This is a genomic window from Streptomyces flavusporus (assembly GCF_046267975.1).
Classification (GTDB): domain Bacteria; phylum Actinomycetota; class Actinomycetes; order Streptomycetales; family Streptomycetaceae; genus Streptomyces; species Streptomyces flavusporus.
The window spans coordinates 1-11989 of sequence record NZ_CP176504.1; the positions used below are offsets into that span (position 1 = coordinate 1).

Consider the following 11989-nt stretch of genomic DNA (forward strand, 5'->3'; position numbering starts at 1 on the left):
TCGGCCAGGTCCGCGGGGCCCAGGTAGCGGCCGGTGGCGGCGTGGTAGACCTCGATGCGGTGGTCGTGGTGGGGCATGAAGCGGATACGGACCTGGATCCCGGTCTGGCCGGTCATCCACGGCCCCACGTAGTCGCGTTTCCTGAAGCGGATGCCGCGGGTGGTCAGCGTGCGGGTGCCGGCGTCCTCCAGGGTGAACGTCCACAGATCTGCGGCCGGCACGTCCCGCAGCGGGGTGGGATCGTCCTGCCATGCCTGAAGCGGAGTCTTGCCCCGCAACGGCGCCGGGCGGTGCTCGGTGTTCCACCAGAGCGTCCAGGCCAGAAGCTGGGTGGTGAAGTCCTCGAAGCCCAGCAGCACTTCGTCCTTCGGACGGGAGGAGCGTTTGCCGGGGCGCGGCTGGCGGGCGTAGCCGGGCAGCGAGGCCAGGAACATGGTCTCCACCGCACGGTTCAGGCCCTCGACGGTGCCCTTGAGGTGGGGGGTGTAGGCGGGCAGGTCCTCCACGGTGACGTCGAGGAGATCGAACGCGGCGGTCACTGTCCGGGACAGGAAGTCCTTGCCGCGGTCCACCCGCACTTTCTCGGGCACGCCGCCGAACGGGCCGTAGGGGTCATCGCGCAGGACTGCGGAGCGCAGCGCGGCCAGCACCGATTCCCGCGACGGATGCCCGGGCGTGACTGCCACACCGGTGATCGCGTTGGTGGCGCAGTCGGTGAACCAGGTGATCCACGGCCTGCGGGCCTTGCCGTCGACGTCGACCAGCACCGGCACCTGGACGTGGTCGGTCTCCCACACATGGTTGCGCCAGGAGCGTGGCCGGGTCAGGAACACATCGTGCTTGCGCGCCGCCCGCTCCCCTCCCGCGAGCCCGGCCCGCTCCCCCGGCGTCAGATCACGGCGGATCGCCCGGTGCAGCGTCGGAATCGACGGAGGCGGATCCCCCTCGCCCCTGGCCGCGCGAGCGGTCAGCTCACGATGCACCGCCGCGACGTTCCCCTTCCACAAGGCCAGCAGGCGGCGTACTTCGGGGGTGACGGAGAAGCGGTCTTTGCTCTGGGCCCGTGCCCCGGGCTCCGCGGCCGCGGTCTCGTCACGCTCGGCAGCGGCAAGCCACCGCCACACCGTGCGCTCGGTCACTTCCAACGACTGAGCCATCAGCCGTACATGGCGGGTGGTCAGTCTCTGTTCCTGCCGCAGGGCGAGCAGTCGGCGCACGGCAGGACCGCGCAGCGCCGACAGGGAGGAAGAAGGCAGGCCTCCCCGCACCCCCCTGTCCTTCCCCTGCATGCCGGAGCGGGAAGCGCCCTCTGTCGGCCCGGTCGCGCCGGTCACAGCGGCCCCATGAGCCGTGCGCAGGCCCGCTCCAGCATCCGGCGGTCCACTACCGCACGGCTCTTGCCGTAGATTTCGGCGGTCAGGTGCGAGGTCAGCTTCGCCCAGGTCCGGAAGTTGCCGTGTCCCACATGTTCGTCCACCCACGCGACATCGTCCGCGGTCACGTCCTCCCACAGCGGGTGGAAGGCCGTCATCGCCGCTGCCACCTCGCCCGGGCGAAGACGCGGCACCAGCTCCCAGGTCAGCACCCGAGAGGCCAGCGCGGGCACTCGGCGCAGTGCCCGTTCGCTGCCCGCACCCGCGAGCACGAGGGCCGTGTCCGTGTCCGGGTGGTCCCACAGCCCGCGCAGAAACTCCAGCGCCGGCCCCGGAAGGCGCTGTGCCTCGTCCAGGACCAGCACGCGGGGCTGCCGTAGCGCGTTCACCAGCATCAGATCGGCCTCCCCCGCCCCGCGCGGCAGACGCCTGCCCAACTCGAGGGCATCCGCGAGCACCCGGCGCAGTTCCGGCACCGTCGGGTGCACACCGACGTGGACCCGGCGAACCCGGGCCGGGTGCGACAGCTGGGACAGGGCGTACTGCAACGCAACGGTCTTGCCCTGGCCGGCATCGCCGTACAGACACACCACCGCCCCCACCGCGGCCGCGTGCGCGACCGTCCGCAGCACCGACCGCACAGCGGACGTGTGCACGACCTGGGCGCCCGGCACCAGGACCGGGACCTGCGCCAGGTGCTTCTGCTCCCGCAGAAAAACCTGCCCGCCGGTGCCTTGGCCGGCCACGACGTTCAAGCCCAGCTCGCTGAGCGGATCGGGCCTGCTCGGCCCGGCCACCACCGGTTCCCGCTCGACCATCAACGCCCGCCCCGCCCGGCGGTCCCTGCGGATCACCCGGTGCAGTGTCGACGCCGACGGAACCGACGCCCCACCAACCGCGGCCAGCCGGCGTCTCAGCTCAGCGACATTCCCTCCGACCTCGCCCAGCAGCGCCCACACCTCGTCCGACACCGCATACCCCTGCCGGGCCCCGGGTTCCGTCTGCCCGGTCGTCTTGGCCTGCTCCAGCCAGCGCCACACCGTGCGCTCCGAAACACCCACCGTCTCAGAGACCGCACGCACATGCCGGGTCGACAGCTCCCCCGCCTGCTGCCGCTCCAGCAGACGACGCACCACCAACCCCCTGGGCAGCACAGCCCCACGACCGGCCCTTACCTCTTGATCCACCCCACGATCACACCGACCGGGCCAACCTCACCGCATAAGAACTCTCGAACCTGAGACAACATCAGCCGCCATGAGATAAAGCCCCACGACAGCAATCCCATCCATCAATCTCTCACCTCATGACAGCGGACCACCCACCCGTAAACAGCCGCTGACCAGCCCCGTAACACCCACCCCCTGGACCAGCGCGACCGACTCTCACCACCACCGACACCAACCCGAGAGATCGCATCATGGTGATCGTCTGCCGACAGGATGGGGCTAACCAACCCGATCGTCGGGACGCCTGTGACACGCAGAGCTACACGATTTGAGACCTGCTGCGCGTGACACGGCACTGCCCCGTAGAGGAATCCCCCGGGCCAGAGATGGACACCAGGGCCGTACAGAACCACCTCGAAAACTCCGAATGCGTAGACCCCTACAGGGGTCTACGCCGTTCTTGGTGACAACAAGCGCGCCCTTGTGGCAACTACCGTGCTTCGGCTCAACAGCATGATGCTGTCGGGCTCGCGGCTGTTCGAGATCTACAGGTCGAACTCGAGGTGCTCGATGTCGGTGAAGCGGACCTCTTCCAGTTGGCCGGCGCGGCGGCCGTTGTCCTGGAAGTACACCTCCTTGAGCGCTTCGGCCGCGATCTCCTTCAGGCGCTGCTCGGTGGCGCCCTGCTCCTGGGCCTCGAAGAGACGGGCGGCGTAGCGGGGCGGCAGGGCGACGGTCAGGTGCCGGATGCGGTCCTGGTCCGTCGACCCGATCGGCGCGGTGTAGCCGAGCCGGGCCCGGGTGTCGATGACGATGCCGCCGGTGGTCGCCGCCTTCTCCCGTGCCTTCGCCCGGATCTGCGGCTGCCACCGGGCCTTCACCTCGCGCTCCAGGCGCGCGGCGAGGTCCGGACGCGGCTTCTTGATCTGGTCCTTCACGTACCGCTCGACGGTGCGCTGGGAGACCCGCAGCATCTGGGCGACGGCCTTGGTGCCCTTGAGTTGCTTGACCAGGTACCGCATCTGCGCGCCGGCTGACTTCGGGACCGGGCGTGTGAACGCCTTCTGCACCGCCTGGTCCAGGCCGTCCCCGAACATGCTCATCTCCTGCTACTCCCCGCTGTCCTTGTCCGTGACCTGCCCGTCCTTGATGTACCGGGCGAGGTTGAGCTCCGGCGCGTTGAACCGCTCGCGGACCTCCTCGCCCCACAGGACGCTCTGTGTGCCCTCGTGCTTGACCAGGCCCGGGTTGATGCCGAGCTTGAAGCCGCCCGGCAGCGGCTTGCCGTCCCGGTAGGGCAGGAAGTCCAGCGGGCTGGTGCCGTTGGCCGCGTAGACGACGCAGTCGGACAGGATCGCGACCGGGTACTGGCCGGTGAACGCCGCGTGCTTGACGATCTTGCGGTGCAGGTTGATCCGAGTGCGGGAGATGACCGCCGCGCGGATGTCGGGCCGCCATGTCGGGCGGGACAGGGCCCGCCACGGCTCACCCGGCTTCCAGCCCTCGCCCCGGGGCCGTTCGCGCAGCTTGCCCAGGCCGCCCTTCACCGTCGCCTTGACCGCCGATACGACGATCGCCAGCTCCGGGTCGCGCTCCTTGTAGCCGTCCATCGCGGCGAGGAAGTCGGCCGGCGACAGGTCGGCGTCCACGCCGAGGTCGGCCATGGTGGCGAGGAAGGCGTCACGGAGCCGGTTGTACCAGCCGTCCAGGTAACGGCCGTTCTCGTAGCGGACGTACGCCTCGATCGGCGTGACGTCGTAGCCGAGCTCCACCGCGTACGCCACGGTCGGCGTCGCGTACCAGGCCGGACCCTCGGGCCGCTCGCCCTTCGGCGTGAACGGGCTCGGCAGCAGACTCGCGTCCAGGTCCGCCCACTTGTCCTTGCCGACCTTCACCCTCGACAGATCCACATGGGACAGGTCGACCAGCCACGAGCCGGGCAGCTTCGCATCGAACACCGGGTTCTTGACGTGCGTCGGCGCGCCGAGGCCGACGGTCAGGCCGTTGGCGCCGGCGGCGAAGGCCATGTTCACGTCGATGCCCACCAAGTGCCGCAGCGTGCACTCGGCATCCGTCATCGGCCGCGCCCAGTCGTACGCCTCCTCGAACAGCTTCTCCGCCGGGCCACGCACGTGGAAGCGTGGCAGGTCCTTGAGCAGCGGGTGCCCGTCGGGGGCCTCGCAGGGGGCGCAGTCCACCGGGTCCTTGCCCAGGCTGCCGGGGTTGTGCTCGGAGTGCCGCTTGCCCGTCGCGTCGGGCTCGGAGGCGCGGGTCGGCGGGTGCAGGGCGGTCATCAGCTCCAGGCCGGTGACGGCGGTCGAGCCGCGCGGCGTCATCACCCGCGACCCGTACACGCCCAGCACGCGGGCGAGTTCCGCCGGCGGCAGCTGCCCGGCCTCGCCCCAGTGGCGGGTGTCCAGCGCGTTCCACGACGGGATGCACAGCTGCACGCAAGCGCGCTCCGAGCCCTGCGCGGGGCGGTAGATCCGCGCCCACGGCCCGAACCCGCGCTTGGTCAGCTTCCACTCCGCGCGCACCAGTTGCTTGATGACCTTGTGGCCCTCGGGAATCCGCCCGGCGAGCCGCTCCTCCTGTGTGAGGGCGACCGGCAGGCCGAAACGCTCCAGCGCCGCCTCGGTGAGCACCAGCAGCGGATCGGCATCCTTGCCCGGACCCGACAGCTTCGGCGCCCCGAGCTTCGCCTCCCTGTGCGTCCACTCCACCAGGGACGGGATCGACTTCGCGGGCACATCCAGGACCAGCCCGCCCGTGCAGTACGCGAGGACCTGGCCGTCGGCGTCGATGTCGACGACCGCCAGCGGACCGTTCTCGAACCGCAGGTCCGTGCCACCGGCCGGGGTGTTCGCCGGGGCGGCCTTCTTCGCGGCCGGGCGGCGCGACGGCGACGACGTCGGCCTGGTGGTGCGCGCCGGAATGGGCGCGGCAGCCGGAGGCACGGCGTTGGCGGCGGGGCGGGTCTGGGTGTTCTGTTCGGTCGTCATGGCCGCAGCCTCGGGCACCGCGTCTGTGGGCACAGGCTGCGCCTGCGGAGCCGGGGCGGGAGCGCTCGAGAAGGTCTCCGGAACGGCCGTGCCCTCAACGGGCACCGTGGCGTTGGGATCGGCGGGGTAGAGCTCCGCGAGCTTGCCGAGCAGTCGCGCGTACGCCTCGCGCTCCGGCGGCCGCGGCTCGGTCTTGCCGGACTCCCAGCCGCTGACCGTCGCGCGCCGAACGTCCAGGGCTGAAGCCACTTCGTCCAGTGTCAGGCCGTGGGCTTGGCGCAGCCGCTTACGTTCCGCTGGCGGCGGCAGCGCAGACCGGGACGCAACCAGCGCATCGATCCGATCGAACAACTCGGACATGGAACACCTCCTGAGCAACACCCTAGCCCAGGAACCGTACGGATAGCGTACGGTTGCCGTACGTATCGCGTACGAATTGCGTTGGGTAGGCGTCGATGCTGGAGTCCTGCCCTGTGTCCCGTCCTCGCGGCACCTGGGTCCGCGCGCCGCGGCCGCTGTGGGGACCAGGAGAGACAGCTCCGTGCGCTGGGACTGAAAGCAGCTGGGATGACCTCGGGGTGACCCCCGGCTTGGCGAAGGAGCCGAGAGACAGCTTGCGAAAGAGATCAGCTCTTCAGCCGTCCTCGGGGGAACCGGCTTGCTTGGATTCCGCTGGGCATCGGTTGCGAAAGCGCCCGCCGGGACGGCGGACACGAGACCGTGGTGGAGTGACCCATCACCCCGGCCTGCTGCGGACCGCTCCCCTGCAGGGGGAGACGACCTCGTCGCTGATCTGCCGCATCGCGAGCCGTTACGGGATGGAAGCGAAGACGTTGCGGTCGTGCTGGCAGTGGCGCAACTACCCGCCTGGGCACGACGGCGGGGGCGCGCGGGCCGACGCCGAGGTGCTGCTGAACGCAGCCGGACGGCAGCTCCTGGCAGGCCTGTGCAGCGTCGAGGAAGACGTGCTGGCGCGGGCGTTGCCGTCCTGGGGACAGGAGGACGCCAAGCTGTCGGCCGGAAAGCACGGGGTGCCGGCGGCGGCGTGGCGGACCGGGGGCGCGGTCGCCGGGCCGGTGGCGTTCGGCTGCCGCCTGTGCGCGGCCCGGCGCACGGGGACGGCCGTGCGGGTGGTGCGGTACGCGCCGCGATGGGAGCGGGTGTGTGTCCGGCACGGGCGGTGGCTGCTGGACGCGGACGCCGACCAGCCTCTTGAGCATCTGGACGTGCGGGGTGTGCCGGAAGTGGCCGCGGCGCAGCGGCGGTGGCTCGGAGTGGCGCGGCGGGCGGTACGGGCCGGAGCAGAGCCGGAGAGGGTGTTCGCGCTGGCGCACGCGGTGGTGGCCCGGTGGTGGGAGCAGGCTCTGCACTGTGAGCGCGAGGCGGTCTGGCCGCGGCGGCTGCACCAGGTCGCGGGCGGCAACGCCGGGACGGAGCTGGAGCGGTGGCGGATCGTGGGCCGGGACGCGGTCGTCTTCCCCGAGGTGGTGGCCGTGGCCGACGCGCTGCTGGACCCGGCGATGGCCGAGCTGGTGTGGAGGGACAGCGGGGCGGGGCAGCCGCGGCCGCTGCCCCCCGATGGGGCGTTCTGCCGCCGGCTGGGTGAGCGGGTGGGCCGTACGTGGCTGGGACCGCTGGCCGCGACCGACTACGGCGGCCCGCTGACCTCGTGGATGGGCGCCGTCATCCGCATCCGCCGCGGCGCCGGGGGCCCGCCGGGCTACGGCAACGATCCGTGGTGGCTGAGGCAGGAGCACGAGCCCGCCACCATGGCAGGACAGCTGCGCGTCCTGTCCAAGGAACGCAGCGCGCCCGGCTCGGGCACCACGTGGCGCTCTGCGGTGCCGGCCGAGCAGCGGGCGCTGATCACCAGCCTGGTCAACGACGCCGAAGAGCAGCTGACCCAGCTGCGCGGTGCCCAGTACGGCAAGACCGCCGACGCAGCGCAGCAGTTGCTGGGCAACCTCGGCCATGCCGCCACGCTGATCGACCAGGCTGTACGGGAGACCGCAGCAGCAGCCCTCGCGGCCGGGATGGCACTGGAGGATCTGGCGCGCTGGGTCCGCCTGCCGGCCGATGTCCTGGCCGAGGCACTCGCGGCCCACCGCAACGGGCAGCCGGGAAAGGAGCGGTGAGCAAGTGCCAGGAGGCAGGGAGGCGTGCACGGAACCGTCATCCGCAGGGCGATACCTCATTGCCCGGCACTCGTGATCAAAATCCGTGAAGCCGCCCGCCACGCAGGCAGGACGGGCTTGACTGGGGCGCGTGGGCAGCAAGGACGCAGCGGCCGCATCGGGTGACCGCTCACAGCACATGCAGACGGATACCGGATCCGAGTGGGAGGCGGTCTTCGTCGACCCCATCGGGCAGGTGGTGCAGCAGCGGTGGGCGGACGCGGTTCTCGCGGTGGCCTTCGAGGAGCTGGAGCCGGTGTCGGCGTTCCCGGTGGTGCCGGGGCGGCGGTGGGGGCCCGGCCAGTGGTGGTCGGCGACGACCGGCCGGCATGTGGCCTGCGGGTCGGCCCCGATGCGGGCGCAGCTGATGGTGCTGGACCGCGACCCCGAGGTGGTCGGCCTGGCCGGGCGGCCGGTCCGTCTGCTGTGGCGGGACGCGCGCGGCCAGGTCCGCTCGTGGGTGCCACAGCTCTTCGCCCGCCACCGCGACGGCACCGCCCTGCTGGCCGACTGCCCCAGCCACCCGGAAGCCGGCGGCGAGCGGGCGCAGCGGGCCGCGACGGTCCTAGAGGCGGCGTGCGCGCAGGCCGGCTGGAACTACCGGCGCCTCGAGCCGCTGGAGAAGACGCTTTCGGCGAACCTGAAATGGCTGGCCGGCTACCGCCATCCCCGCAACGCCGGCCGTCCCCGTCTCGCGGCCGCCGTACGTGAGGTGTTCGCACAGCCGCGGCCTCTGATCGAGGGCGCCGAAGCGGTGGGCGACCCGATCGAAGTCCTGCCCGCCGTCTTCCACGCCCTGTGGCACGGACACCTCACCACGCCCCTGAACGTACCGCTGCACGAGCGCGTCCTCGTTCGCAGCGGCGTCGGCGAAGGCCGTCGGTCCAGCACCAGCACCGGGAGCCTCGCCTCCAGCAGCGCGTCGGCCGACGAACACCTCGCGACGGACGGCGCCGGGGACGCGGCATCCAGAACCGACGGCCGCCATCGCGGGGGTGGGTGGTGAGCGGGCGGCGCGGTGGCAGGCCGGTGCTCGAGGTCGGCGCGCATGTCCGCTTCCGGGATGGCACCTGGCAGGTGGTCGCCCTGACCGGGCAGCAGGTCCACCTGGCGGGTGAGAGCGGAGACGACGAGACCGTGCTGGCCGGGCACCTGTTCGCCGACGACTCCTTCACCATCGTGGGGGCCGAGATGCCCCAAGCGGTGACGCAGTGGGGGTTGTTCGAGACCGCGCCCGAGCACGCGCGCCGCAAGGCTCTGGCCTGGCAGCGCCACATCCGCGAGGTGGAGTCCGGCCTCCCCGGCGGGCCCGGCACCGGTGGGGTGCCCCGGGCCGAGTACGACCCCGACCGGTTCACGCTCGCCCAGCGCGAGGAGACCAAGGCCGCGGAGCTGACCGCGATCGGCTTCGGGGCTGTCTCACGCACCACCGTGCAGCGCATGCGCCTGGCCTACCGCAAACAGGGCCTGTGGGGCCTGGTCGACCACCGCACCACCCGCCGCCCCAGCCCCACCGGGCGCACCGACGAACGCGTCATCGCCGCGATCGAGGAAGCACTGCGCCGCCAGCGCGGCCGCTCCAAGGGCACCGTCAAAGGCCTGACACCCCTGGTCGCGCAGATCCTTCAGGATCGGCACGGCCGCGGCACGGTGCCGATGCCCTCCCAGGCCACCTTCTACCGGCTCGTCCACCAGCTCGCCGCCCCCGCCGAACACCCCCACCGCCCCGCCCGCGCCCTCAACACCCCGGCTGGCAGGCGGGCGTTCACCCCGACCGTGGCGCTGCGGCCGGGCGAGCAGGTGCAGGTCGACACCACGCGGCTGGACGTCCTGGCCGTCTTCGACGACGGCACCACCGGCCGGCCCGAACTCACGATCGCCGTCGACGTTGCCACCCGCGCCATCCTCGCCGCCGTTCTGCGCCCCGCCGGAACCAAGGCCGTCGATGCGGCCCTGCTGCTCGCGGAGATGGCCGTGCCGCACCCGGCCCGTCCCACCCGGCCCGACGCCCTGTGCCTCGCCCGCGCCCCGCTCCCCCAACTGGAGCGGCTGATGAGCCTGGACGAACGGCTCCAGGGCGCGGCGGCCCGGCCCGTGGTGGTGCCCGAGACGATCGTCGTGGACCGGGGCAAGGTCTACCTGTCCACGGCGTTCAGCGCCGCCTGCGAGACCCTCGGCATCAGCGTCCAGCCCACCCCGCCCCACGCCCCCGCCGCGAAAGGCATCGTGGAGCGCACCTTCGGCACCATCAACGCGCTGCTGTGCCAGCACCTGCCCGGCTACACCGGCTCCGATGTCACCCGCCGCGGACCGGACGCCGAAACCGAGGCCTGCTTCAGCGTCGCCCAGCTGCAGGACCTGCTGGACGAATGGCTGATCCACTACCACCACCGCCCCCACGAAGGCCTGCGCCACCCCACCCTGCCCAAGAAGGCGCTCACCCCGAACCAGATGTGGGCCGCCCTCATCGCCGTCGCCGGCCACGTGCCCCTCCCCCTCAGCGGCAGCGACTACCTCGAACTGCTGCCGGTGCGCTGGCAGGCCATCACCGAACGCGGCATCCGCATCGACCACCGCACCTACGACGCGGACGTCCTGGCCCCCTACCGCGGCCAGCCCTCCCCCGTCACCGCGCGCGGCGGCAAATGGGAGATCCACACCAACCCCCACGACGCCCGCCAGGTCTGGATCCGCCTACCCGACGGACACCTGACAGAGATCCCGTGGATCCACCGCGACCACATCCACCAGCCGTTCAACAGCGCCACCTGGCAGCACATCAAAACCATCACCGCCCGCCACGGCGACCGCGACACCCACGAAGCCGACCTCGCCGACGCCCTCGACCAGCTCATGCGCCGCGCCCACACCGGCACCGCCACCCCCGGCGAACAGCGCCTGATCACCCGCACCGCACCACTGAAAACACCCCCGACCGCGGCCGACACCCGCCCTCCCCACGATTTGGACCCGCAGGCCGACAGCTGGGACGACGACAGCCTCGACGACCTCGACACCCTGCCCGACGCCGCTGAACAGGCCGACGGCGACGACGAAACCGTCGACAACGGCGACGCGCCCGTCCCGTACACCGGACTCGGCCTCTACGACCCCGCCCAGGAAGCCCTCAACTGGTGACCAGCCCCGCACGCAACCACCACGCCACCACCGACACCGAGGTACCGCTGCCCGGCACGCACGCAGCAGAGCCGGAGTGGCCGATCACCACCTGGCAGGGCTGGCACAACTTCGCCACTACCCCGCCTCTCGCCCCGCCCCAGCCTGGCAACGCACCCCGCAGCACGGAAGAACGCCTCGCCTACCACTCCGCGTTCGTCACCGTCCGCACCCCCGCCATCGACACCCTCGCCACCCAGGTCCGCACGTTGATGCTGCTCGGCCGCCACCAGCAGACCACCGCCCGGCCCTCGCTGATCGTCACCGGCCCCGCCGCGGCTGGGAAAACGACCGCCCTGCTCGAAGTCGGGCGCACCTGCCACCTCGCCCACACCCGCAAACACCCCGCCCCGCCCGGACGCGCCCACCAGCAGGTGCCGGTCGCGTACCTGCTGGTGCCGCCCGGTGCCACCGCCAAGACCCTCGCCTGAAGCTTCCCCTTGATCGCGGACACCTGGAGACTGGGACGTGTGAGCCCAGAGGAAGCAGTGCCAGGTGGGAAGTAAGTACACGAAGCGGTACTCGGAGGAGTTCAAGCGGGACGCGGTCGCGCTCGTGGCGTCTTCGGGCCGGACGGTGACCGAGGTCGCCCGGGAACTGGGCATCAGCTCGGAGAGTCTGCGGGGCTGGGTGAAGAAGACGAACGGCACCGGGCAGACCGGAGCGGGGACGTTGGTGGCCGCCGGGAGCGGGCTGGATGCGGCCGAGCGGGAGGAACTCAAGCGACTGCGCAAGCTCGCCGCCGACCAGGCCAAGACGATCGAGATTCTGAAAAAAGCGACGGCCTTCTTCGCGAAGGAGAGCGACCGGTGAGCGAGATATACCGGTTCATCCGCGTGGAGAAGGCCCACTTCACCGTCGTCCTGCTGTGCGCCGTCCTCGGCGTGGCCCGCTCCTCGTACTACGCCTGGGAAGCCGGAGAGCAGGCCCGCGAGGTACGCGAGCGCGAGGACCTCGCCCTGGTCCACGAGATCACCGTCATCCACGTCGCGTCGAAGAAGACGTACGGCGTTCCCCGGGTGCACGCCGAACTACGCCGCCGGGGGCGCCTGGTGAACCGCAAGCGCGTCGAGCGGCTCATGCGCGAACACCGC

General features: G+C 71.5%; 9 protein-coding genes and 1 pseudogene. 6 read left to right on the forward strand and 4 right to left on the reverse strand.

The window, feature by feature from the left end; genetic code table 11:
* The 4 genes from ACKTSN_RS47450 to tap form a co-directional block, all read right to left on the reverse strand.
* The coding region (locus ACKTSN_RS47450) for a Mu transposase C-terminal domain-containing protein (protein WP_409475144.1) at positions 1-1268 on the reverse strand (1268 nt) is incomplete at its 3' end.
* A gap of 62 nt (positions 1269-1330) precedes the next feature.
* Positions 1331-2506 carry an AAA family ATPase gene (locus ACKTSN_RS47455; protein WP_409475145.1) on the reverse strand — a complete coding sequence of 392 codons (1176 nt, stop codon included), beginning with the start codon at positions 2504-2506 and terminating at the stop codon, positions 1331-1333.
* 581 nt (positions 2507-3087) lie between these two features.
* Positions 3088-3645, reverse strand: a complete 558-nt coding sequence (gene tpg / locus ACKTSN_RS47460) for a telomere-protecting terminal protein Tpg (protein WP_409475146.1) — start codon at positions 3643-3645, stop codon at positions 3088-3090.
* Between the two features lie 6 nt (positions 3646-3651).
* Positions 3652-5904 (reverse strand): telomere-associated protein Tap, encoded by a 2253-nt coding sequence (tap, locus tag ACKTSN_RS47465; protein WP_409475147.1) that lies wholly within the window; start codon positions 5902-5904, stop codon positions 3652-3654.
* Between the two features lie 368 nt (positions 5905-6272).
* Here tap and ACKTSN_RS47470 point away from each other — a divergent pair, with 368 nt between their 5' ends.
* From ACKTSN_RS47470 to ACKTSN_RS47495, 6 genes and pseudogenes are all read left to right on the forward strand, one after another.
* A complete protein-coding gene (locus ACKTSN_RS47470) occupies positions 6273-7679 on the forward strand; it encodes a DNA-binding protein (RefSeq protein WP_409475148.1) in 1407 nt (468 codons plus the stop codon).
* 178 nt (positions 7680-7857) lie between these two features.
* Positions 7858-8724 (forward strand): TnsA-like heteromeric transposase endonuclease subunit, encoded by an 867-nt coding sequence (locus ACKTSN_RS47475; RefSeq protein WP_409475151.1) that lies wholly within the window; start codon positions 7858-7860, stop codon positions 8722-8724.
* A complete protein-coding gene (locus ACKTSN_RS47480; protein ID WP_409475149.1) occupies positions 8721-10856 on the forward strand; it encodes a Mu transposase C-terminal domain-containing protein in 2136 nt (711 codons plus the stop codon). The genes ACKTSN_RS47475 and ACKTSN_RS47480 overlap by 4 nt, the downstream gene beginning before the upstream one ends.
* Before the next feature lie 83 nt (positions 10857-10939).
* Positions 10940-11323, forward strand: a pseudogene (locus tag ACKTSN_RS47485) (ATP/GTP-binding protein); the annotation flags it as partial.
* 67 nt (positions 11324-11390) lie between these two features.
* Complete coding sequence (locus tag ACKTSN_RS47490) at positions 11391-11708, forward strand: transposase (protein WP_409469760.1); 318 nt, start codon at positions 11391-11393, stop codon at positions 11706-11708.
* Positions 11705-11989 (forward strand): IS3 family transposase (locus ACKTSN_RS47495; RefSeq protein ID WP_409475150.1); only part of this gene is annotated, 285 nt, incomplete at its 3' end. The genes ACKTSN_RS47490 and ACKTSN_RS47495, both read left to right, overlap by 4 nt.